Annotated in this window: 21 protein-coding genes and 4 pseudogenes; 13 read left to right on the forward strand and 12 right to left on the reverse strand. The window is 51.3% G+C overall.

Features of this window, described 5'->3' with window-relative positions; translation table 11 throughout:
- From GHN92_RS11910 to GHN92_RS11940, 7 genes and pseudogenes are all read left to right on the forward strand, one after another.
- Nucleotides 1-1144, forward strand: a pseudogene (locus GHN92_RS11910) (hypothetical protein); the annotation flags it as partial.
- On the forward strand, nt 1131-1739 hold the full coding sequence (locus GHN92_RS11915; protein WP_095023445.1) for a hypothetical protein: 609 nt from the start codon (nt 1131-1133) through the stop codon (nt 1737-1739). The pseudogene GHN92_RS11910 and the gene GHN92_RS11915, both read left to right, overlap by 14 nt.
- Nucleotides 1732-3138: a site-specific integrase gene (locus tag GHN92_RS11920; protein ID WP_095018412.1), complete on the forward strand. Its 1407-nt coding sequence runs from the start codon at nt 1732-1734 to the stop codon at nt 3136-3138. The genes GHN92_RS11915 and GHN92_RS11920 overlap by 8 nt, the downstream gene beginning before the upstream one ends.
- A 603-nt stretch (nt 3139-3741) precedes the next feature.
- Nucleotides 3742-3850: pseudogene (locus GHN92_RS24440) on the forward strand (transposase); the annotation flags it as partial.
- A gap of 193 nt (nt 3851-4043) precedes the next feature.
- Complete coding sequence (gene tnpB / locus GHN92_RS11930; protein ID WP_048351026.1) at nt 4044-4388, forward strand: IS66 family insertion sequence element accessory protein TnpB; 345 nt, start codon at nt 4044-4046, stop codon at nt 4386-4388.
- Between the two features lie 37 nt (nt 4389-4425).
- Nucleotides 4426-5931, forward strand: coding sequence for an IS66 family transposase (locus GHN92_RS11935; protein WP_153380244.1), 1506 nt, complete (start codon nt 4426-4428; stop codon nt 5929-5931).
- A gap of 3 nt (nt 5932-5934) precedes the next feature.
- Entirely contained in the window at nt 5935-6513 is a 579-nt protein-coding gene (locus GHN92_RS11940) for a plasmid pRiA4b ORF-3 family protein (protein ID WP_082136488.1), read from the forward strand.
- Between the two features lie 80 nt (nt 6514-6593).
- Here the strand turns inward: GHN92_RS11940 and GHN92_RS11945 are convergent, their stop codons facing one another.
- The gene (locus tag GHN92_RS11945) at nt 6594-7028 is read right to left on the reverse strand and encodes a helix-turn-helix domain-containing protein (RefSeq protein WP_016779317.1); all 435 of its coding nucleotides are present in this window, start codon (nt 7026-7028) and stop codon (nt 6594-6596) included.
- A gap of 93 nt (nt 7029-7121) precedes the next feature.
- Between GHN92_RS11945 and GHN92_RS11950 the strand changes: the two genes are divergently transcribed.
- The gene (locus tag GHN92_RS11950; protein WP_016779316.1) at nt 7122-8084 is read left to right on the forward strand and encodes an arsenic resistance protein; all 963 of its coding nucleotides are present in this window, start codon (nt 7122-7124) and stop codon (nt 8082-8084) included.
- Between the two features lie 38 nt (nt 8085-8122).
- On the opposite strand, the pseudogene GHN92_RS11955 reads toward GHN92_RS11950, so the two are convergent.
- A pseudogene (locus tag GHN92_RS11955) lies at nt 8123-8233 on the reverse strand (transposase domain-containing protein); the annotation flags it as partial.
- A 2-nt stretch (nt 8234-8235) separates the two neighbouring features.
- Nucleotides 8236-8550 (reverse strand): annotated as a pseudogene (locus GHN92_RS11960) (disulfide bond formation protein B); the annotation flags it as partial.
- 94 nt (nt 8551-8644) lie between these two features.
- Here GHN92_RS11960 and GHN92_RS11965 point away from each other — a divergent pair.
- Nucleotides 8645-9052, forward strand: coding sequence for a helix-turn-helix domain-containing protein (locus GHN92_RS11965; RefSeq protein WP_029611214.1), 408 nt, complete (start codon nt 8645-8647; stop codon nt 9050-9052).
- Between the two features lie 480 nt (nt 9053-9532).
- On the opposite strand, the gene GHN92_RS11970 is transcribed toward GHN92_RS11965, so the two are convergent.
- The gene (locus GHN92_RS11970; RefSeq protein WP_016779313.1) at nt 9533-9886 is read right to left on the reverse strand and encodes a hypothetical protein; all 354 of its coding nucleotides are present in this window, start codon (nt 9884-9886) and stop codon (nt 9533-9535) included.
- Between the two features lie 390 nt (nt 9887-10276).
- Between GHN92_RS11970 and GHN92_RS11975 the strand changes: the two genes are divergently transcribed.
- A complete protein-coding gene (locus GHN92_RS11975) occupies nt 10277-11602 on the forward strand; it encodes an OprD family porin (RefSeq protein ID WP_016779312.1) in 1326 nt (441 codons plus the stop codon).
- A 363-nt stretch (nt 11603-11965) separates the two neighbouring features.
- On the opposite strand, the gene GHN92_RS11980 is transcribed toward GHN92_RS11975, so the two are convergent.
- From GHN92_RS11980 to GHN92_RS12000, 5 genes are all read right to left on the reverse strand, one after another.
- The gene (locus GHN92_RS11980) at nt 11966-12292 is read right to left on the reverse strand and encodes a DUF2790 domain-containing protein (protein ID WP_081481051.1); all 327 of its coding nucleotides are present in this window, start codon (nt 12290-12292) and stop codon (nt 11966-11968) included.
- 74 nt (nt 12293-12366) lie between these two features.
- Complete coding sequence (locus tag GHN92_RS11985; protein WP_016779311.1) at nt 12367-12564, reverse strand: co-regulatory protein PtrA N-terminal domain-containing protein; 198 nt, start codon at nt 12562-12564, stop codon at nt 12367-12369.
- A 140-nt stretch (nt 12565-12704) separates the two neighbouring features.
- The gene (locus GHN92_RS11990) at nt 12705-15869 is read right to left on the reverse strand and encodes a CusA/CzcA family heavy metal efflux RND transporter (protein WP_016779310.1); all 3165 of its coding nucleotides are present in this window, start codon (nt 15867-15869) and stop codon (nt 12705-12707) included.
- 26 nt (nt 15870-15895) lie between these two features.
- The gene (locus GHN92_RS11995; protein ID WP_003444054.1) at nt 15896-17122 is read right to left on the reverse strand and encodes an efflux RND transporter periplasmic adaptor subunit; all 1227 of its coding nucleotides are present in this window, start codon (nt 17120-17122) and stop codon (nt 15896-15898) included.
- Nucleotides 17123-17209: 87 nt separating this feature from the next.
- Nucleotides 17210-18433, reverse strand: a complete 1224-nt coding sequence (locus GHN92_RS12000; RefSeq protein ID WP_228795938.1) for a TolC family protein — start codon at nt 18431-18433, stop codon at nt 17210-17212.
- Between the two features lie 547 nt (nt 18434-18980).
- Between GHN92_RS12000 and GHN92_RS12005 the strand changes: the two genes are divergently transcribed.
- The gene (locus GHN92_RS12005; RefSeq protein ID WP_003444058.1) at nt 18981-19655 is read left to right on the forward strand and encodes a heavy metal response regulator transcription factor; all 675 of its coding nucleotides are present in this window, start codon (nt 18981-18983) and stop codon (nt 19653-19655) included.
- A complete protein-coding gene (locus GHN92_RS12010; protein ID WP_095018414.1) occupies nt 19652-21088 on the forward strand; it encodes a heavy metal sensor histidine kinase in 1437 nt (478 codons plus the stop codon). Before GHN92_RS12005 ends, GHN92_RS12010 begins: the two co-directional genes overlap by 4 nt.
- Before the next feature lie 136 nt (nt 21089-21224).
- Here GHN92_RS12010 and GHN92_RS12015 read toward each other — a convergent pair whose 3' ends face one another.
- Together GHN92_RS12015 and GHN92_RS24160 are read right to left on the reverse strand one after the other, a co-directional pair.
- Nucleotides 21225-22136 (reverse strand): cation diffusion facilitator family transporter, encoded by a 912-nt coding sequence (locus GHN92_RS12015; protein WP_016779308.1) that lies wholly within the window; start codon nt 22134-22136, stop codon nt 21225-21227.
- A gap of 66 nt (nt 22137-22202) precedes the next feature.
- Entirely contained in the window at nt 22203-22352 is a 150-nt protein-coding gene (locus GHN92_RS24160) for a DUF3703 domain-containing protein (protein WP_306452953.1), read from the reverse strand.
- Between the two features lie 655 nt (nt 22353-23007).
- On the opposite strand from GHN92_RS24160, the gene GHN92_RS12025 reads away from it, so the two are divergent.
- Nucleotides 23008-23307, forward strand: coding sequence for a hypothetical protein (locus GHN92_RS12025; protein WP_050901279.1), 300 nt, complete (start codon nt 23008-23010; stop codon nt 23305-23307).
- A 335-nt stretch (nt 23308-23642) separates the two neighbouring features.
- On the opposite strand, the gene GHN92_RS12035 is transcribed toward GHN92_RS12025, so the two are convergent.
- Complete coding sequence (locus tag GHN92_RS12035; protein WP_003444074.1) at nt 23643-23999, reverse strand: hypothetical protein; 357 nt, start codon at nt 23997-23999, stop codon at nt 23643-23645.
- Nucleotides 24000-24002: the final 3 nt, after the last annotated feature.

Here is a 24002-nt window from a genome sequence, read left to right on the forward strand (position 1 = left end):
GTTGTTTGGTCATCTGACACCTCGATCTGGCGAGCATTCTCGCCTAAATGGGTGTCCGGTTTCATTAGACCACTACAACTTTGAATACGGCCCGCAGCTTCTTGAAAGCTATGTGAACATCGCCAAATATTCCGTGAAACACAAGGTCAACATCACAGGCATCCCAGACACAACTATCCTCTCGCTACTCGAACCCTCCATCGCTAAACTTGGCGTCCAGTACCTAGGAATTTCTACTCGCTCCAACGGAAGGGATCCTGGTACTGAACTAAAAGAAAGCAAGGAACTGTATTTCAGCAAGCTACGGGGCAATGTAGGGCTACTGGAACTCATCGCGGTCTATTACGGATCTATCCAGTTGTTGGTAGGAGCAACGATGGCGAAACGGGGTTGTGAACTACGCGGCCTCGATCCTGCCAACTGTCTCAGCGCGGACAAAAAGTGGCTGATCGCCCCTATCGCCAAGTCTAGTCGGGGTCTAAAAGGTCGCAGGGCTCGAAACGCCCGCCCCATTGATCCCCTAGCGGCGGAAATGGTTCAGACGCTCATTGACTTCCAGACAGAGCTGATCAGCATCGGCTTCATCGATCAGCACCTTCCCTTGTTTTCGTCCCCAGGCATCATAGGCACAAGTTCTTTGACGCCTTGCGACGTTTACCTCTACTACAAAAATATTGATCTGTTTTGTGATTACTTTGAGGTCGAGCGCGACAGTTTGGGGCGTCGCTACTACATCCGCCAACACCAACTGAGGCGGTTCTTTGCCTTAATCTTCCTCCATTGTGGGTACGGGGCAAGCGTAGGCATCCTGCAGTGGATGTTCGGGCACACTGACCCGGCGCACATCTGGAATTACATTACGGAGGAGCTGCCAGGCAAGGAGCTTCAAAACACCTTGTCGCAAGCCCTCAGCGAGCGTATCGCCTCTGGCGGCGCCACGTACTATACTGATGTGGTTGATCTGATTGAGGCTAAATTCGGCACCCGAAACGTGTCATTAATGGATGCAGAACAGCTCGCAGAATACTTTGACTTTCTTATGGAAAGCGACCAAATGACCATGGAGCCAGTTTTCCTGGAGAGTGATAACGGTTTACGGGTTGACATACTTGTTGTTGTGAGGAAACAAGATGAAATGGGATGAGGGAAAAACCATTCAAGCCGCCTCGATTGAGAACACGAGAAAGTTATTACTAGCGATAATCGCGACGCCTTACAAGTACCTCAAAAGTGTCGTTATAAGGGACTCCCTTATTAGCCAGGCATCTCTGGCGAAGCTCGCTTTGGAAACGATCGTTGAGGGAGAGACGCTACATATATCACCCATAAGTTTAAACACATTTAAGCAAAGAAGCGAAGAGCGAATACCGGGTGGATTCCTTGCAATAGATCGCCTACGTAAAAATGCTGCGTCGGTTATCAACAAGGAGGAAAAAAAAACACCCACGAAAAACAATAGAACTAGAGAGGCGATACTGGCGCAATTGGCGGAGCTTAATCTCAGCCTTGATGTACAGAAGCGCTCAAACTTGATACTCCTGCAAACCTTATCGGATGTCCGCAGTAAGCTGGATGGCGTAGTCAGCGCACAAGATGAAGTGACGCGCAAGATTCGCGCTGCGGAAATATTAAAGCGTATCACTGCAATAACCAGTCTAAACCCTGAAATGTATCAAATCCCGCCTATACAGAAGGCATCGGTCGTATCTATCACGGCCAAGGGTAAGAAAAATGAATGAAGAATTTCTGGTGGAAACGCTAGATCATGTAGATCTGTTCCAGAGATTTTCCGGAGGTAAGACGCGCAAGCATGCCTTCTACAAATTCCCATACATAAAGTGGCCAAATAACGAGCCATGCCATATCGCCAATCTCTATTTGCTAAAACTATCCAAGAAGCATGAGCAAATTTCTGCTGATGGTCGAAGGCAGGACAGCAAGGGTGGAACGATTGGCCAGTACGCGAGCAACATTAGCCAGCTGATAAGACGCTGCTGGCATTACAGGGTCGACCCTTATCACATAACCGACAAGTTTTTTGAAGATTTCATCATTGAGCTAATTGAAGAGCCCAACCCTAGAAAACCTGATAAACCAAAAAGAGCAGACAGAACCACCATCAACATAGGTAGAGAGTGCTTAAAGTTCCTAGCTTGGATTGGCGAATTTTATGGCGACCTCAACTTCGTATCACCAAAAGGCACCATCAAGTTAACCACCGAAGAAGTAATTCGCACCTTCAACAATCAACACAAAGTAACAACTACGATCTCGCACCACTCTTTCCCCCTACCTTTCCGCGAGCACACACGAAGCCCAATTTCTGAGCATAACATTGACAAGATGGTGCAGGCGGTAAATGATAGCGGCAAGTCCGAGTTCCTCAAAGCGCGACACCTTGCACTGCTCACACTTCTTCAGCATACAGGCGCTCGGCGATCGGAAATCGCATCCCTGACAACATCGTCACTGCGTGATGCCCTGCTGATGAAGTATCCAATGCTAAAGCTGGTAACGCTTAAGCGCGGCGAAGCATTTGTCCGTGAAGTTCCGGTGAATGCGATTGCATTGAATGAGGTCAAAAAATACTTAGCCGCAAGACAGAAGTTGATCAAAGCACACCCAGAAAACCAAAACGACTACTTGCTCATATCTGAAATAACAGCAAAACCGATCGCACCTGAGACTATAACGTCGATAGTCTCGAAGATCAGAGAATCGGCTGGAATTGAAGAGCAAGCATGCGCGCATATGTTCCGCCATGCCTTTATCACGAACTTGTTCAGATTGCTCGTCGAACGACACAAGTATGAAAGCAAGGATGAGTTCCAAGCAGCACTTATCAGCGACAAGGAATTCTTACGCAAAGTTAGGGAGTGGACAGGCCACAAGAGCATTGAGTCTCTCAGAGACTATCTAACAAAGGTATTCGAAGGAGATAAGAGCATAGGTGATGCGGCTGAAAGCGTGCACAAGACTAATACGTTAACGCTTTATCAGAAGAACTCCGATGCTCTTTACAACGAATTCAAGCTCAAAAAAATAACTCCAGATGAGTTTATGCGACGGAGTGACGAGTTGATGGCGCTGCGGGATCTCGAGCTTTCTAGGTATGACGGCCAGCCTAAGTCTCTTTAACGCCTGGCGGTGATGACGACCGTCCACTGCTACACGCAGGACAGTGCCCCCCGTAGTGCCCCCCATCTGGGTACATAACGGGGCAAAAGGAACTTAATGTTCCGTATCGGGGGCATTACGCCATACGCTTCGGGCTTCCATTCTCAAGCCTCTGGCCCATCGTGGGCCGGCGCGCTCCGCTTGCGCTTTTGGCCACAAGTTGCAGGATGGTATCGGGAACAATTATGTCGAGGTGCTCATCGGTTGCGCCAACTGATAATCCCTGTCCTGTCCACACGGATGCCGCTCTACCTAAAGTGCATTGCCACCTATGAGTTTTTATTAGGGTGTGCGATAAATGCGGCACAGCGCCTGGGCACTATATCGATAGCAATTGCAATCAGCGAGCTTGGAGAGTGTCTAGAAAAGCCGGGGCGATTCAATATACCTTCGAGACCTTCGCGTTATTCGTAACCGTCCGGCCAGCACCCTCTGCTGACAGCCCTCCGAATTGGCCAAGATAGTGGACACCATTTTTTAGTGGACACTATCTTGGATATCATTGCCCCAGCCCGTCGACCCGGTCGTCGCCCCAACTTCCCGCCAGAGTTCAAACGCAAAGTTGTCGAAGCCACGTTCCAGCCTGGCGCCTCCGTGTCGTTGATCGCTCGTGAGCATGACGTCAATGCCAACCTGGTCTTTCGCTGGCGGCAGCAATATCAAGAGGGCTTGTTCGGCCCGGCCAGCCAGAGTGCAACGCTTTTGCCTGTCCAGGTGATCGAGGCGCCAATAGATTTACCGCAAGTCATTCAGTCACCGCCTGAGTGTCATTCCGTGATCGTTGTTGAGGCGGGAAAAGCCAAGCTGCGCATCACTGGCACGCCTGACCCGCAGACCCTGCAACTCATCTTGCAGCAGTTACTGCGATGATTGCTCCGCCCGCTGGAACCCGCATCTGGATCGCTGCCGGCGTCACGGACATGCGCCGTGGCTTCGACGGTTTAGCCGCACTGGTGCAGACTCAGCTTGAAGCCGATCCGTTCTCCGGTCAGATCTTTGCTTTTCGCGGACGGCGCGGTGACCGGATCAAATTGCTATGGTGGGACGGCGACGGGTTGTGTCTGTTTTGCAAACGGTTGGAACAAGGACGCTTTGTCTGGCCGCAAGCAACCAGCGGCAGCGTGTCGCTGACGGCTGCGCAGTTGTCGATGCTGTTGGAAGGCATTGATTGGCGCAGGCCAATTCGTACAGCACCCATCCTCGCGGTCTGACTTGCCACGCTGAAAAAATCCCAAGTAACATTCGGTCATGACGCTCGCGACCGACTCTTTGCCTAACGATCTTCAAGCCTTGAAGGCTCTGGTCTCTGCCCAGCGGGCAGAGATTGAGCGCTTGAAAATGATGATCGCCAAGCTGCGTCGTATGCAGTTCGGTCGCAGTTCCGAGCAACTGGACGCCATGATCGACCAACTCCAGTTGAGCCTTGAAGAGTTGCAAGTCAGCCAGACTGAACTGACACCACCAATCGAACCGCCCCCTCGCGTCGTCTCTCGGCGCAAGCCGTTGCCTGAACACCTGCCTCGCGAAATTCACGTCCATCAGCCCGAATCGCAATGCTCCGGTTGCGGTGGGAAACTTCGCCATTTGGGGGAGGATGTGTCTGAGGTGCTGGAGTACGTCCCAGCGCGTTTCAAAGTGATCCGCCATGTTCGCCCCAAGTGGGTTTGCCGCTGCTGCGAGCACATCGCTCAGGTGCCGGCACCGAGTCGCCCGATAGCCCGAGGCCTTGCAGGCCCTGGGCTACTGGCCCACGTGCTGGTCTCCAAGTTTGTTGACCATTTGCCGCTGTATCGGCAATCCGAGATCTACGCCCGTGAGGGCGTGGATCTGGAGCGCTCAACTCTGGCCGACTGGGTCGGCCAGAGCAGTCAATTGCTCAGGCCGCTGATCAACACCCTTGAGCGTCATGTCATGAGCGGCCATAAAGTTCATGCCGACGACACGCCGATTGGTGTACTTGCGCCGGGCAACGGCAAAACCAAAACGGCTCGCCTATGGACATACGTGCGGGACGACCGACCTGCCGGTTACACGACACCGGCGGCGGTCTGGTTTGCCTACTCCCCGGATCGCAAGGGGCAACATCCCCGTGCTCATCTCAAGAGCTTCAGCGGGATCTTGCAGGCTGACGGCTACGCCGGTTTCGCTCAGCTGTATGCTGCAGGCAGCATTCAGGAAGCCGCCTGCTGGGCTCACGCCCGCCGCAAGTTTTACGATGTCTACAAAGACCAGGCTTCACCACTTGCCAGTGAGGCGCTGCAACGGATTGCGGCCCTGTATGCCATCGAAAGCGAGATCCGCGGACAACCGCCAGATCATAGAAAAACGGTTCGGCAAAGTCGGGCGAGTCCACTGCTGGAGCACCTGCACGCGTGGCTTAACCAGACGCTGGCTCAACTGTCGAAAAAATCGACATTGGGCGGTGCAATCCTCTATGCCCTCAACCGGTGGCAGGCTTTAACGCGCTACTGCGATGACGGCCGAATCGAAATCGACAACAACGCCGCCGAACGGGCGCTGCGCGCCGTCGCGCTGGGCCGCAAAAACTACCTGTTTGCCGGTTCCGATGCCGGCGGAGAACGAGCGGCTGCGATTTACAGCCTGGTGGGTTCGGCCAAGCTCAACGACCTGAACCCGCAAGCCTATTTGACACACGTGCTGGAGCGCATCGCCGACTACCCAATCAATCGGGTCGACGAACTGCTGCCCTGGAACGTTTCTCTCACACTGACTGAATTCTGCGAGGCTGCCTGATCCATGGTTAAAACTGTCCGTTTACCCAAACCCGCCCCCGACCTGTTGCTGCTGCACATTGAGCTGAAGTGGATCACTCCGACGATCTGGCGTCGGTTCGCGGTGCCTGAAAACATCACCTTGGGCAAACTGCACCATGTCATCCAGGTCGTGATGGGCTGGAGTGATAGCCATCTGCATGAGTTTGAAATTGCCGGTGAGAATTACGGCATGCCCGACCCTGATGGTTGGGGGCCGACGGTAAACCCTGAAGCCCGTAAAACGCTGATCAAGGCGCTGAGCGGAAAGCGGACATTTAATTATCTCTACGACTTTGGTGACAGTTGGCATCACAGTATCAAGGTCGAAAAGACGTTACCGGCGGTTGCGTGTCCTCAGGTGCCGTACTGCATCGATGGCGCCAATGCTTGCCCACCGGAAGACGTGGGTGGCGGGCCTGGTTATGAGGACTTTCTGGAGGCCATGGGCAACCCCAATCATCCAGAGCATGACGACATGGTTGAATGGCATGGCGATGTTTTTGATCCGGCGGCATTTGAGTGCGAGCGCGTGAATCAGTGGCTTAAACGGATTAAGGTTTGAGTTGCAAGGCGGTGTAGTTCGGACGCTTACCGTTATTCGGTTTCGATGGCATCTTGCTTCCCCCACGCTTCTTGATTCGCCTAGGAGCAGCAACCGGAGCGCGTCCCAGCAGCGGGTTCGAACAAGGACTCTACAATCGTGCAATCTGGGGAGTTTGAACCCAAGCAAATTGACTCACACGTGCCTGCCATTGAGAGCAGCTCTATCCGGATTTGCTGGAGCTTAGCTACCTTCGACTCTACTTCTGCTAGGTGCTTCTTGACCACCGACAGCGCGTCAGCGCACGGACGATCAGCATCTGCTGCGAGCGCGATGAGTTCTCGGATATCGTCGAGGGGAAAGCCTAACTCACGATTCTGACGGATGAAGACGAGTCTTGAACGATGCTTCTCTGTGTAGATTCGGTGCCTGCCGGTCGACCGCAGCGCCGGAGGTAAAAGGCCTATTTTCTCGTAATAGCGAATAGTTTCAATGTGGCAACCCGTTGATTTAGACAACGCCCCGATTCCTGACATGCGAATTCCCCAAGCATTTTCTTGAACCTGTAGTAGCTACAGATATTACCCTGCTCAATCGAAAATTGATTTCACGCGTTTTAAGGGCATTTTGTGGACAGAGAACAGCTAGAGAAGAACCAGATTCCCGTCTACTTCGTCGCGGTCATTGTCGCTGCTATCGGAGGTCTGCTCGCACCTAATGCTTCTCAAGCGTTAGGTGCGTTGGTGACGCCAGCCATCGCTGTGCTGATGTACACCATGTTTCTACAGATCCCATTCCTGGATCTCCGTGAAGGGCTTGCAAACAAGCGTTTCATGACGGCGCTGCTGACAGCCAACTTCGTCGCCATCCCCCTGTTGGTTTGGGCGTTGACCATGGGCCTAACGGGTCACCCAGCGATTTTGGTGGGTGCACTGTTGGTCTTGCTGACGCCTTGTATCGACTATGTGGTGGTGTTTACCCATATCGGTAAGGGCGACTCCAAACTGACTCTGGCGGCAACGCCGTTACTACTCTTGCTTCAGCTTGTGCTACTGCCCCTGTATCTGGCCTTCATGCTGGGTAATGACTCGGGGGTGGTTATATCGGTGGGCCCATTTGTTGAGGCTTTCGTAGTGCTGATTGCTTTGCCCTTGGTATTGGCGGTAGCAACAGCTGCCGGTACAAAAAGGTCACGCGTCGTTGAGGGTTGGAACAACGCTTGGGCTTGGATGCCTGTACCGGCTATGGCAGCGGTATTGGTCGCAGTGATCGGATCTCAGATTTCAGCGGTGGTCAGAGACATGGACAAGCTGCTGCCCGTCATTCCTGTCTACATTGGTTTCATGCTCTTGGCACCATTGGTTGGTGCGCTGGTTGCGCGAGCATTCAAATTGCCGGCCATCACTGCAAGATCAGTAGCTTTCAGTAGCTCGACACGCAATTCATTGGTGGTTCTGCCACTGGCATTGGCCTTGCCAGAGGAAATCAGAGGGCTCGCTGCGGCAGCAGTCATTACTCAAACGCTGATTGAGTTGGTCAGCGAACTAATTTACATCCGAGCAATTCCTGCTTTGGTGTGGCGCAAAATGTAGATGCCAGCGAAGACATAAGCCCAAAACACCCTGCGCGATTAAGCGGGCGCCCACCTATGCGGTAGCAGCTCGTTAATCTTACTCGCGCGCTGCGTCGGCAGGCTTATAAGAACATCTTTCAGGTAAGCATATGGATCGTGCCCGTTTAGGCAGCCCCGCAAGGTTTGATGCTTTCAGGGATCAGTCCGAAATAAAGCAGGTTGTGATAGAGAGCGATGAGCCAGCCCACAACTGCTAATGGCAGTGCATAGCGCCAAACACCGGCGTCCGATAAAAAGCAGGCGACGCCCAATACAAGGACGAGTGGAAACATGAAGGCTCGTTGAAACCAACAGAGCACACAGGGCAGTTGCCCCATGACTTCACCAACGAATAGCACGGCGATTGTTGATACCAGAGCGAGCAACCAAGCACAGAGCAGTAGTGCCCAAGCTCCGGATTGATGCTGTTTTAACGGTGCTTCCATAGGATTCAGTCCGCTTTCTTTTGAGCGCGCGCAGATTTGCTTATCACCTAAGGCGCGTAGAATGAAGGTTCTAGCAACTATAAGGTCAAGCGAAATGAGTCCGACCACATATACAGTCGGAGCCTTGGCGAAGGCGACCGATACCAAAGCGATAGCCATCCGCCATTACGAGCAGGTCGTCCTCCTGCCCTCCGCAGGTCGTTCAGCATCGGGCTATCGCTTCTACACCGACGAGGAGCGCGACCGTCTACTGTTTATACTCCGTAGCCGCGCACTGGGCTTCAGTCTTGACGATGTTCGAGAGTTACTAGGCTTTGCTGATACACGCGACGCTTCCTGCGCTGGGGTGGACGCAAAAGTCGAAGGGCAGTTAGAGCAGGTTCGAGTGCGCATCCGAGACCTGCAAGGTTTGGAGTCGGAATTGGAGCGCTTGATAGCTTGTTGCGAGGGTGGCGTGATCGAGCAATGCCGCATTATCGAGTCAATGTCCAATCGTCGTTAGGCGTGCTAGGCGTGCGGCTTGAAGCTCTCTCGCTATGCCTGCAAGATGCGCGTAATTTCCTTAGACTTACTAGGGCAGGTTTAAATCACCAACCGCAGTGCTTGCAGAGCTGCAACGTGCCCCCGGATAAAACAATGGGCACCGCTGCCGGCGTCAGCAACTTCTGAGGCTTGTATGCCAACCAACTTGGAGAGCTGAAGCGGGTTACCCATAGCATTACCTCACGCCGCTGGATCGCATCGATGAGATTCGATGGCTTATAGAACCCCACCTTATTTTCGGGAAAGTTTGGGCGTAGCAGTTCGATACTGTCGCTTACAAAATTGCAGCCGATGTACTCCTTCTCACCAATGGTGTGAAGTTTCCTTCCATGCCCTGGCTGACGCAGTAACGCTGTCCTACAAGGGTCAGGCCGCCCCCCTCGTTCTTGAGACCAAATCTGATCGTCGTGCTGTGTGAGGTAAGCTGCTCATTGATGATTCAGGCGACGGCGAGATGGCTGCGTGGGCAGGGGCGCATGTCCTGACCGACAATCCCGGAGCGATGATGTATCCGTCCACCATGTTCCGCATAAACAATGTCACTGAACAACTGAATCAAAACCGAGGATAGGACAAGCTCTCCGCGCTCATGGTCGCGGAGGAAGAGCGGACTGACAAGCGCTTCCTGCGCAAAAGCCCAATCATCCGACTTAAAATTCATGGCATCTAGTGGTTGCCGATTTTGGTTTCGACGACTTCGTATGTGTTCGGATTTTTTTTGGATCTTCACTTGACGCGGCTTACAGCTGGGCCAGCCGTAAGGAAAAACTACGATAAGTTTCAGGTAAATCATTCATCCGACACTTCCTTGATTCCTTAATTAGTGCTGACTCCAAGGCTGGGAGTCTAAACTAATTTTATCCATGCTCTTATAGCTGGTCGAGCACCGCGCATCCGCACCTCTCACGTGCGAATTAAAGATTTCTGGTCGCTAAGTGAGCACGGTGTAGCAACTAGCATTGTAAAAACTCAGAGCCGCAAACGGCTGATCGCACGGCACGCGCGTCAACACTCCAAGAAAGCCGCCGAATATTACAAAATTGTAATTTCTCAATCATGCCCCTGTTATCTACAGATTGCAACGATACAACTCGGCGATGACATAGGAAGCGCGACCAGCTTCCTTCAAACAACAATTCCAGCCGAAGTGCTTTCTAGTTCTGCCGAACCGAAGGAGTGATTAATGATTAACAATACAAAGTTTTCGATAGCCGCTATGGCAATGGTTGTCAGCTCTGTGCCGTCAATGGTGATTGCGGAAGAAAAAAATGGCGGTTTTATAGAGGATAGTAGCCTTACCGTCCTTAACCGCAACTACTACTTCAATCGCGAACATCGTAACGGAGAGTCAAGCCCTACAGGCAATGGATATTCAGAAGCATGGGCAAACGCGATTATTACTAAATTCGAGTCTGGATTTACCCAGGGCACAATCGGTGTCGGAGTGGATGCGTTTGCTATGATTGGAATAAAACTCGACACGGGTGGCGGCCGTAATGGCGGCCGTAGTTCATTTGATGTCCTTCCAGTCAATAGCAACGGAGAGGCAAGGGACGAATACACAAAAGTGGGAGGTGCGGCAAAAATTCGCGCCTTTGACACCGTAGTAAAAGTCGGTGACGTATTCCCATCCACCCCAGTTGTGGCTGCTGGCGACTCAAGACTACTACCGGAAAGTTTCACTGGCGTCACAGCAACCAATACTAGCATTGAAGGCTTGACCGTTCAGGGCGGTCGCCTACATGCCATGAGCCAGCCAGTTTCGAGCAACATGCGCGACAACTTTGCGACCTTCTATGCCGGGCCTGTTAACTCGCCTTGGGCAGGCTACTTTGGTGGTGATTATAACTTAAACAAAAACGTCACCCTTAGTCTTTACTCCAGTCGCCTCAAGGACGTATGGAATCAATACTATGCTGGCACCGGAGTAAACTACTCATTATCAAATGAGCTTTCCGTATTCGGAGGCCTTAACTATTATAAGGCTGTCGATGAAGGAAAAAAATTACTTGGCGATTTCGACAATAACATATGGAGCGGTAAAGTAGGCGTGAAGTATGGTGCGCACACACTTGCACTATCCCATCAGCGAAATAATGGAAATAACGACTTCGATTACCTGCGTCAGTCGGACTCAATCTTTCTTGATAACTCAATTCAGTACAGTGATTTTAACTCACCTAAAGAACGCTCTTGGATGGTTCGCTACGACCTCGACATGACATCGTATGGTGTGCCTGGCTTGTCGTTTATGACGCGTTACGGTCGTGGCACTGATGCTGATTACTCTAACGCCAATACGACGTACATGAGACGCGATGCGGATGGAAACCCACTTACTGACCAGAAACGTTGGGAGCGTGACATCGAAGTAAAATATGTCGTTCAGACAGGTACCTTGAAAGATATGTCTTTCCGCCTACGGCAAGCTAATACTCGCGCAACCACATTTGAGTCGGATCTGGATGAGGTTCGTGTGATTATTGAGTATCCATTAGCTATTCTTTAAGATCTGCGCAGGATGAATCGTCCTAGACGAACATTCCGTTTTAGCTGGAAAATTTCAAAAATGTAATTTTTCAATCATCTTCCTGTTAGCTTAAGTCACCTATAGTAAACTGGAGTTCATAGATAGCAATCTGCTAGCGCATCTGGCTAGACTGCTACAGGTAATTAACACCCTTGCAAAAACCTGGAACTCACTGCTGTCAAGTTGAAGCTCCGCATCCACTTTTAGATTACTCATCTAAATACGATGTATTTTAAGACGCCCTTCGGGGCGTCTTTTTTATGCCTGCAGTAAACACCCCCCACATTTTATGTCTTATGACGCACTTCAAAAATATGACCCCCTATGCCAAGAGCGTAGAGGCTAACCACCTTTACGGCATTTTCCTGCCACTGTGTATCTGACTGTATTCAGTACTCCTTCAGAGTCTTCGTATGTCATAGCTGCGGGCATCACCCCGCACCCTTCCGCTGGTCGCACCATGCTAACTACATTCACAACATCTAATTTCATTCCGTATTTATATTGCTTAGCTACGGGAATTTTTTTTCCATGCCTAATCGCATACTGCTCCATAGCTACGGAGTTGGCACTCATTCTTTTTTCAAAAACCTTGTCACTATCTTTAGCAAATACGTTTGAAGAGATCGCAGCGACCACAATAAAAATAACATAATTAATAGTCTTCACTTTTTGCACCTCACATGTCAATAAAAACCCCGCAACCGGAATCGGGGCGGGGCTTATGTGTAGCACCACTACATTTACTTACTAATCGGGCCCTTATCACCGCCTGACATTTTCGGAGGAGTTTTTTTCAGCTCTTTGGCTAAAAACTTCTCCATAGCCTGCTCGGTAGCTTGAGTAGCTCTAGCAATAGTCCGGTCTCCACCACCCTCAGCCAATGCAGTGGAAGAAAGAATCAATGCTCCTACAAGAGCGTAAATTTGTGCGATTTTCATTTCGACACCTCATATTAAATACTGGTATTAGAGTATCAATACGAAGCTATCAATACGGTGGCACTAAGATTACATATCCGTCATCATTGATATAAATAGCCCGCTAATGAGGATCAGCAGCGGGCTTTAAAAACAAACTGCTATACTATTTCTTGTTTTTCGCTGTCTGCCTCTTCATCTTTACGGTGTGCCCAGTGATATAACGCAGGAAGTATCAGTAGGGTCAACACAGTTGAGGACAGTATTCCGCCGATCACAACGGTAGCTAGGGGCCGCTGGACTTCCGCGCCTGTTCCAGTAGCTAGAGCCATGGGGATAAAGCCAAGGGATGCCACCAAAGCTGTCATTAATACTGGGCGCAACCGCGTCAGCGCTCCTTCATTGATCGCAGAACTCAACGAATGTCCCTCTTCTCGAAGGTTGCGGATAAAAGCAATCATCACCAGACCGTTCAGCACTGCCACACCCGACAATGCAATGAAACCAACACCCGCCGAGATCGACAGCGGGATATCACGTAGCCACAAAGCCATAACACCACCCGTCAATGCGAATGGAATCCCGGTGAATACCAGCATGCCGTCTTTGAGATTGTTAAACATCATGAACAGCAGGGTGAATACCAAGAGCAGAGCCACAGGGACAACTATCTGCAAGCGTTTGGCAGCTGATTGAAGTTGTTCAAACTGCCCACCCCAGGTAGCCCAATAACCGGCCGGAATCTCTACCTGTTGATCAATGGCGATGCTAGCCTCCTTAACGAATGATCCGATATCCCGTCCACGTACATTCGCGCTGACAATGACCAGACGCTTACCGTTCTCACGACTGATCTGATTCGGGCCAAGTACAAGATCGAGGGTCGCCACTTCTGAAAGGGCAATAAAACCGATCTGATCGGCATTGCCATTGAGCAGCGCCGGGACTGGAATCAGCAGTGTGGACAACCCCTCAACGTCCTTACGCATGGCGTCGGATAAACGCACCACTATGTCGAAGCGGCGATCTCCCTCATACATCGTCCCGGCCTGGCGGCCACCGACAGCCACCGCAATGGTGTCTTGAACGTCTCCAACGTTCAGACCGTAACGTGCGGCTTTGTCGCGGTCTATGTTTATGGTCAGTACAGGTAGCCCCGTTGTCTGTTCGACTTTAACCTCGGAGGCGCCATCGACCCCCTGCATTGACGCGGCAATTTTCGCAGCGGTACTGTTAAGCACTGCCATGTCATCACCGAAGACCTTGACCGCCACATCACTTCGCACGCCTGAAATCAACTCGTTGAAACGTAGTTGGATAGGCTGGGAAAGCTCATAGTTGCTACCGGGCATAGCAGCCGCTGCTTTCTGGATCTCTTCTGTCAACGTCTCCCGGGACTTGCTTGGATCAGGCCATTGATCCTTCGGCTTGAGCATCACATAACTATCAGAGATGTTCGGCGGCATTGGATCGGAAGCAATCTCTGCAGTACCGGTTCGAGCAAACATCCGTTCGACTTCAGGCACTTTTTCCAGCACAAGCTTTTCCAGGCGCTGCTGCATTTCCACCGATTGCGTCAGACTTGTACCGGGTACTCGTAATGCTTGCAGTGCAAAATCGCCTTCGCTGAGACTAGGTACAAACTCACTGCCCATTCGACTGGCGACCACGCCACTCGCAGCGATGACACCTAATGCCATGGCAAATGCCAGCGATCGATGACTCATGACCCAATCCAGCGCGGGGGCATAAGCCCGTCGCGCTCCTCGCATTATCACGTTCTCTTCTTCCTTGACTTTGCCCGTCACGAACATGGCAATTGCCGCAGGAACAAAGGTTACGGACAGCAGCATAGCGCCTAGCAAGGCGATCACGACGGTGAACGCCATGGGGTGGAACATTTTCCCTTCGACACCGGTCAGGGCAAAAATAGGTAGATAAACGACCATGATGATCAACTGCCCGAAAATCAGTGGTCGACGGGCTTCTTTGGCTGCTGCAAACACTTCGTGAAAGCGCTCGGAGCGAGTGAGGAGGCGCCCGTGATGGTGCTGCGCATTGGCGAGGCGCCGTATAGCATTTTCGACAATAACCACTGCACCGTCGACGATAATACCGAAGTCCAGAGCCCCCAGGCTCATCAGGTTGGCGCTGACTTTGTTGGTGAACATACCTGTGAAGGTAAAGAGCATGGCTAGAGGAATGACCATGGCAGTGATCAGTGCTGCGCGAATATTGCCTAGGAATAGGAACAAAATCGCGATTACTAGGATTGCACCTTCAATCAGATTCTTCTTGACCGTGGCAATAGCCTTGTCTACCAAGTTAGTACGGTCGTAAACAGTGATCGCAACCACCCCTTTAGGCAGTGAACGGTTGATTTGCTCTAGCTTGACTGCAACGGCCTGAGAGACGGTACGGCTGTTCTCGCCTATCAGCATGAACACCGTGCCGAGTACCACTTCACGACCGTTTTCGGTCGCCGCACCGGTACGCATTTCACGCCCAATATCCACGGTCGCCACATTTTTAATACGTATAGGGGTGCCATCGACGTTGGCGATCACGATATTGGCGATGTCGTCGGTGGTCGCCACTTGGCCAGGGGCACGAATCAGTAGTTGTTCGCCACTGCGCTCAATGTAGCCGGCTCCTACGTTAGCATTGTTGCTTTCCAGCGCGGTCACAATGTCTGTCAGGGTCAGCTTGTAAGCGGCCAAGCGTTTTGGATCCGGAGCAATCTGGTATTCCTTGGCGAATCCGCCAATGGTGTTAATTTCGGCGACCCCAGGAACGTTGCGCAGCTGAGGTTTAATAATCCAATCTTGGATTACCCTCAGGTCGGTCGGCGTATAGGGACTACCATCCTCTTTTACGGCGTCTTCTTGGGCCTCGACAGTCCACAGAAAAATCTCACCCAAACCGGTAGAAATCGGCCCCATGACAGCTTCCACGCCTTCGGGCAATTGTTCCTTTGCCATCTGCAATCGTTCATTGACCAATTGCCGGGCGAAGAATAGGTCGGTGCCTTCCTTGAAAATCACCGTAACTTGTGAAAGCCCCGAGCGTGAGAGTGAACGCGTCTGCTCAAGTGCCGGCAGACCTGCCATGGCGGTTTCAATAGGGAAAGTGATGCGCTGCTCAGTCTCCAGTGGCGAGAAACCTGCGGCACCAGTATTGATTTGCACCTGGACGTTGGTGATGTCGGGCACGGCGTCGATCGGCAGCTTCTGGTAGCTAGCAATGCCGAGTCCGGCCATGAGGAGAACCGCGAGCAGGACGATTATGCGTTGCTCGATGGCAAATTGGATTAGGCGTTCGAACATGAGAACCTTCTCGTGGAAGTGGCGGATCAGTGGGCGTGTTCAGCCGAGGCTTTACCCAGTTCTGATTTCAGAATGAAGCTGCCGGCAGCAGCGACTTGAGCTCCGGGCTCCAGGCCCTCTGTGATCTCAGCCAGACCTGCTGCACGACTACCTATTACTACTGCTTGCGCCTTAAACCCGTCATCAGTTCGAACGAAAACTGTTGGCCTATCCTCGACCGTCTGGATTGCTGCTTCTGGTACTGCGACTTTCGCCAGCCGGGTATCGGTATCAACCAGTACGGTTACGAACAGCCCGGGACGCCAAGCCCCTTGCGGATTCGCTATGGACACACGGACAGTGGCGGTACGAGTCTGCTCACCCAGTAAACTCCCAACGTAGGCCACGGCACCCGTAACTTCCGCATTCAACTCAGCGGCACTAACCGTGACAGACTTGCCCACCAGGACTTTGCTCAAATCCTTAGGGGAAACGCCAAAAGTCACCCAAACATGCGACAAGTCCGAGAGCGTAAAAGCATTGCTGGTTTCACTGACAACCTCACCAAGGCCCAAGTGCTTTTCGACCACAACGCCATCGAACGGTGCACGCAGCTCATACCGGTTGCCACCACTGATCACCGAGCTGCCACTAAGTACGCTGATTTTTTGTCGGGCATTACTGACAGCGATTTCGGCCTCTTGCAGAGCCTGACGGGCTTGAAGGAAATCCTGTTCGGCAGAGATTTTGTCCTGCCATAACTGGCGTTCACGCTCGTAGGTAGTGCGCGCCAACTCTAGACGACGTTGCGCTGCGGCTTGCTCACTGCGCTGATCAGAAATTTGTTGACTGGCAATCACGGCTAGTAGCTGACCTTTTTTCACTGTTTGGCCAAGATTGACATGTACCGACTCGACGACACCAGGAACCCGGGGTACCACATGCGCAGTACGGTCTTCATCGAAACGGACTTCTCCAGGAAACGGCAATGAGAGGCTGATGCTCTGTTCCTTAGCTTCGATTAACTGAATGCCGGCAGATCTGATCTGATCGTCGCTCAGAGTCAGGTGACCTTCTTCTGCTTCCCCTTCTTCATGCCCGCCATCAACTGACTCCTTGGCCGCACCCTCGTTGCTGTGATCAGCATCGTGGCCCTGCTCTTCTTGCGTCTGTACGCCGGTGGACGCTGTTGACGTGCTACCCATCCAGAGCGAACCAACACATATGCCCACCGTGAGGGTCAGTGCGGTGACAAGGATTTGTTTTTTATCCATGGGACTCCCTACGCAGCTCAGTGGGCAGTCACGGATTACCGTGGCACTGCGATGCTGAGTAGCGGTTAAAAAAGTGTTATATGAAATTCAAGGGGTATGAGTGAGCTTGTCGACATCACCGAAAATTCGCTCGATACGCACCCAGGCGTCTGTCGCCTCGGCAATGGCCTGGATGTACTGGCCGCGCGCGCTGATTAAGGTGCGCTGGGCATCTAGCACATCTAGGAAGTTGAATTTCCCCATTTCGAAACCACGGGTAGCGGTATCTACAGCACTTTGCGCGGCAGGCAGGATGGTTTGATTGAACGACGTGATTTCAGTGTTCGCTGTCTTCCACTGAGCTAGAGTGGTCTGAATTTCTGTGCGCAGGCGTAACTCGCTGGCATTGCGAAGGTCGCGGGCCTGATCAGTTCGGCGGGCGGCTGCCAACACATTGCCCTGATTACGATTGAATAATGGGATGGGCATCGACAGCCCTACGACATTCACGCGCTCACGCTCCCGTTCATCGTATTGGCTACCTAAACTTACGGTTAGGTCAGGAATGCGCTGGGCTTTCTCCAAGCCAAGTGAGGCTTCACGCTGGTCAATTTGCAGCTTTGCCAACCGTAACTCCGCAGTCTGACCGATGCGATTAAGGAGCAGCGAAGGTTCCGGTACAGTTGGCATTGGCTGACTTGAATCACTTACAGACGCAAACGCCGGCAAAGGCACACCAATGACTCGAGCGAGTTGTTGATAGGCATTTGCCTCCTCTCGCTCTGCCCGTTTCAGCTCTAGGCGTACCTCCGACAACTGGACTTCTGCTCGCGTACCTTCAACAGGCGATGACTTGCCACTACTGATGCGACCTTGAGCTACATTCAAGCCACGCTGTGCGAGCTCAAGTGATTGACGTGATAACAGCAACCTTTGCTGAGCCGTAGATGTGTTGTAAAACGCCTGAATGACATCGGCACGTAGAACATTACGCTTGCGCTCCAATTCAATCTCGGCTGCATCTTGCGCTCGACTTGCCACTTCGATCCTAGCGCCTCGCTTACCACCAAGCTCGATCGGCTGATTGATCATCACCGTCGTAGTGCGCGAATTACGCCGGGTATCCTCAGCCTCCCAAGACAACTCAGGATTGGGAATCAAGCTCGCCTGCTGCCGATCTCCCTGAGTGATACCAATTTCCCACTGTGCTGCCGCTAGGTCAGGGTTGTTGGCAAACGCCATTTGAAGCACTTGATCCATTGTCAGCGCCTGTGAAACCGAACCAGCGGAAAAAGCCGTGCCTGATAGTGCAAACGTGCAACTTAGGCCTATTACCAACAAGGATTTTATGGTACGCAAGGGGGTAACTAACTTTCTAAGCCAACGCAATTTTATACTTCCTTTAAAGCGAATTTTCTCAACGTGATAACTGTAGAGTTCTTCATCTATCAACAAGGTGACTGAAGAATTACAAATATGTTATCCAGCTCTACTGCTGTAGGTTTTGCTCTAATATAGGAGGTGTTAAAAAAGAAAAACTTAAGGCGGAAATATGATGAAACAAAAATTCAGCAATTATCTGCCGAAGCGCACTTGTCGAATTGGGGTATTCATATGAGCTCTCTATGGATATATAGCCTATGGATTATTTCCCGCGACAGATTGTCGCAACCCTAGCTTTGGCGCCTCAAAACCGCAGCTTTGGCTTGACCCTAAAGCAGCTACAGGCTTTAGAGTGAAGGCTGTCATCTCGTAAGTTATTCAAACCATATGAAGATTGAGAATCTTATAAAAAGACAATACCAATCAGAAAACCACAGTATACGTTTATTACTTTTCTGAACCCCTTTAACTCTAGTCATTAAGAAGGTGAAATGTTATGCGAATCCTTGTAGTTGAGGACGAGCTCAAAACTGCCGAATACTTACATCAGGGACTGACTGAAAGTGGCTACATTGTTGATCGTGCGATAAATGGCGCGGATGGACTACATCTGGCGCGCCAACATGTTTATGATTTGGTGATACTTGACGTTAATCTTCCCGAACTTGATGGCTGGGGTGTTCTTGAACGTCTACGACAAAGCAGTAATGCCCGGGTCATGATGTTGACGGCCCGAGGGCGCCTAGCGGACAAGATACGCGGACTAGATTTGGGTGCCGATGATTATCTGGTTAAACCGTTTGAGTTTCCTGAGTTACTTGCACGGGTACGAACCCTGATGCGACGCAGTGAGCACATACCTGTCCCGCAGGTACTAAAAGTAGCCGACCTGGAACTAGACCAAGGACGTCATCGTGCTTTTCGCGGTGAGCAGCGCATAGATCTAACAACCAAGGAGTTTGCGCTGTTGCACTTGCTGATGCGCCAGACTGGAGAAGTGCTTTCTCGCACCCAAATCATTTCACTGGTCTGGGATATGAATTTTGATTGCGACACTAACGTTGTCGAGGTTTCAATCCGTAGGCTGAGGGCCAAAATAGATGACCCCTTCGATAACAAGTTGATCCACACCCTTCGCGGTGTTGGTTACGTATTAGAGGCGCGAGTATGAAGCCGGTCAGCCTGTCAATGCGACTAGGTTTGACAGTAAGTATCTTGGGGGCGTTGTTGGTAGTTTTTTTGGCTGTCTTGGCCTTTTTTGCGCTGACGCATGAGCTGGATAAGTTGGCAAAAAACAGCCTGATCAATAAGATGGAGCAGGTTGAACATAGCCTCTCGCTATACGATGACACGGCCGACGTAAATTCAAAACCGCATTCGTTACTGGATCAAGTCATGGGACATGACAATCTGAATCTGACCATCTATGATCTGAAAAACCTCAGGACGCCCTTACTGAAATTTGGGCCTGGATTGTCGGATCCGCGGACTGAGTTGAAAGCTGCGACTGCTGCCGTTGACAAGGTTTCCTATTCCACCAATTCAGATGGTGAAGGTCGACACTTCCTTACCGCATCCAAGCTCATCCCATTAAAGAACGGTGTAAGCGTTCCCGTATTGCTGTCGATGGATTGTGCGAACGATGAAGCGCTGCTCAGCGCGTACCTTAGGTCGACGATTATTGCACTACCGCTTTTACTAATACTCATCGGAGCAAGTGCTTGGGCCGTAGTACAACAAGGACTTTCTCCACTGAGAGAGTTCCGGAAGGTCGCCGCCATGATCTCGGCTCAAGATCTCAACCATCGACTTTCTGTTGTTAAAATGCCTCAGGAGCTTAGTGAGTTGGCTCATGGCATCAACTTCATGCTGCACCGGCTCGACAGCGGTATTCAGCAGTTGTCGCAATTTTCAGATGACTTAGCCCATGAATTACGATCCCCGATCACCAATTTGATGGGCAAGGCCCAGGTTACCCTTTCTCGGGAGCGTCCGGCAGAAGAATACAAAGCTGTGCTGGAGTCATGCACCGAGGAGTTGGGGCGTGTCACGCGAATTGTCTCGGATATGCTCTTCTTAGCTCAGGTCAGCCATCCCGCGGCACTTGTCCCGTTCGAAACAATCACCTTAGAAGATGAAGCATTTAAGGTGGTCGATCTGTTTTCACTGTCTGCGGAAGAGAAACGTATCACCCTGAATGTTACCGGAACTGGCAAGACGATTGGCGACAGGTTAATGATACAGCGAGCAATATCCAATCTATTGTCCAACGCAATTCGCCATTGCCCTGCGGGACAATCTATTTCAATTGTTATTGAAAACTATGCCGAACAGGTATCGCTACTTGTAGGCAACCCTGGAGCAGGAATCGAACCTCAGCATCTGTTGCACTTGTTTGACCGCTTTTATCGGATTGATACAAGTCGCTCGCGTGCTGAAGGTGGCACTGGTCTTGGCTTAGCTATTGTTCGATCGATCATGAACCTCCACCAGGGAACTGCGGATGTTCAAAGCATGCCTGGCAGCATGACCGTTTTCAGGCTGAGCTTCCCAAACCTCGACGGACAGACCACTTGGCAACAGGCTAGAAAGGTTCAAGGGTAAATTCCCGCAACAAACCTGTGCAACCCTCCCTGCACCACTGGACATGCGCCTGTGGTCAGGTTTTTTAATGTCCGCTGAGTTCTGAGTAAATCGCAGCAACCCCTACTCCGACATGAGATGTTTGCAAGATCCCGCTCTAGTGCTGCATGCCTTCGTTTTCTTCAAGCGCTGCATGAAACTGCAAGTTTTCCAGTTGAAGAGTCGTATGGCTGATATGGAATACCTCGCTCATCAGCCGAGTCACCTCAGCCAATATATCTTGCTCAGATCGGGAGCTACGCAAGATTACAAGGTGAGCACTCATGACATTCTTGCCGCTGGTCAGGGCCCAGATATGCAGGTCATGGATATCCTCAACGCCTTCAACCGCCCTGATGCACGCTTCCACTTCAGCGATATCGATGCCATCCGGAACCCCTTGCAACAGGATGTTCATGCTTTCTTTGAGCAAAACCCAGGTTCTGGGAAGCACCCACAGGCCGATAGCTGCGGCAACGATCGAGTCAACCCAAGTGAATCCGGTAAAACGAATGATCAATGCCGCCCCTATTACGCCCATGGAGCCCAACATGTCGCTCCATACTTCTAGGTACGCGCCTTTTACGTTAAGACTTTCGGCACTGGCAGACATTAGCAACCGCATTGAAACAAGGTTCACAACTAGTCCGATCACTGCGACGATCAGCATCCCTGTCGATTGGATTTCTGTCGGGGCTTTAAACCGCTGATAAGCTTCATACAAGATGTACACCGCCACCATGAACAACAAAATCGCGTTAAAAGCAGCTGCGAGGATCTCAAATCGTGCATAGCCGAATGTCCGCTTTTTATCCGCAGCGCGTTTGGCAATTTGAATAGCTATCAATGAAATAGCCAAGGCAGTGGAATCGGTTAGCATGTGAGCCGCATCGGATAACAACGCCAAGCTGCCTGTCACAAAAGCCCCAATGACCTCCGCGATCATGAAGCTTGTCGTTAACACCAAAGCGATCCACAATTTTTTCTCGTGTCCTGCACGAGCTTGACCGTGACTATGACCAGCGCTCATATGACTCTCCATGCGGGTGAAAGGATGCGGCAACTACTCAAAAGATCGTCAGCGGGTCAATCTTCGTCAAGAAGAGATTTCGGTTTTGGAGAGAGGCATCAACTGAAAAGCGCTTATTTTGGCACGACCTGTGTTCCCCCAAGGCACCCATACTCTAGAAAATAGCAGCACTGCAAATACGCGTATTATTTGTACCAAAACTTCCCGAAACCCCACCTGTCATGATGCCTACGCGCAACATCCAAACATGGGATTATGTATGCAGGAGGGTACGACGTTACGTAAGGATATGCGCACGTTCCAGCCAACAGTAGCCGCCCCCATAATCCTTGGAACGAACCGCTATACGGGCTTCGCCGAAGCCCTCATGAAGGTCTGTCGTCTCCCCATGGATCGAATTTGTCCCCATACCTAGCGTGTAAGGCGCGATTGCGTTCGATCCGCCTAATCCACGGATCGTAGTCCTCTGGCAATGCGGCGAGATTAGCGCTAATGATCATTTGCACTGTTTCGTCACGCAGTAACCTACTGGTCAGCTCGCGGCATTCGCCACGCGTCACCACACCATAAGCGGCGTGATTGTCTTTAACGTAGAGATCGGTCATTCCTACCCGCATATGGCCATATTTGTGTACGTCATCCGGGTAGATGTCCTCTAGGCTGAGATATCCCATACCAACTCCGGGCTAAGAATGTAATCGCTGAATAACACTGCCTGTACGCTCCGCAATGTTCAAAGGTGCCACCGATAGCGTGCACCATCATTGAAGTCGTCCCTTCGCGCCAGCGCCTACAAAAACCAGCTCACAACAAGCGACTTAGTGTGCGCATGATAGCCTCAACTCAGTTATCACCGTTCCGAGAATTCGCTTTGAACACACCTGACGCACTTGCCGATTTCAACACACTTATCAACGCACCGAAATTTTCCGACGACCCCGTTGGGAACCGCCAGAAGAAGCGGTGGCAGCTCATTGCTGGCGACATTTTCAAAAGCACTTCCATCGAAGCCCTGCTGGAGGCGAGAGGAAAAGCTGAAGGCTACATCCATGGCTTGGTGGACGCCGGGCATATTTCAACAACCGATACCGACCGCGACTATCTAATCCTGTGCGCGATTCGTAGGCGCCGTGGTTTTTTGCAACAGCTGCTGAACGAGCTCGGTTACTGAGCTAAGGCGAGCGTTACAGGACAGATGCCGCTTGAAGCGCTCCGCATGGTGGACTCGGAGCGCAGCAGACTAAAACCGTAAGAGGCCTAGCAAGCGAAAGTTCAGAGGTTTGAGGGAGCTCGAGCAATGAGCTTGTCCTGAATCGACAGCCACTCCTCCATTGAAATGAACACCGCAGTCCTGCGTTCTCCATCAACGAAAACTGGTTTGCGAGTCGTGATCACCTGGTCGAGCAACTCGTCAAAATGGGCTATTGCCCTAACGACTGACCATCGTTCATCTGGCATATGACACGGCCCTACCAGGTTATCAAATGATGGCTTTCATACTACCGATTAGGATCTATCGGCGGACTGGAGAAGCTTCAAAAAGCTAGCTCTGCCCAGGTCTCGCCTGAAGCTAGTGATGACGTAATTACCATCTTGAGTCTCGAGCAACCAAAACCGGCCCTCTTTTCTCGCTGACTGAATTTTACCTGTGAGAAGAATGGAACCATCCACCCTGTGGTATGCATCGTCACGCTTCGAATGGTCGAAGGACACCCCGACGCATGTGTCATCTGCAATAAAAGCGTCGCTGATGAATGCCGTGACAGGCACCGTGTATTTGCGAAAGCTTGCTCGCACCAAACGGTGCAGCTGAAATTCGCTGACATCTTTACTATGAAATTCCAGCTCAATTACTTCAGGCATCCA

It is taken from the genome of Pseudomonas sp. FSL R10-2964, from assembly GCF_009600035.1.
In the GTDB taxonomy this organism is placed as follows: domain Bacteria; phylum Pseudomonadota; class Gammaproteobacteria; order Pseudomonadales; family Pseudomonadaceae; genus Aquipseudomonas; species Aquipseudomonas bubulae.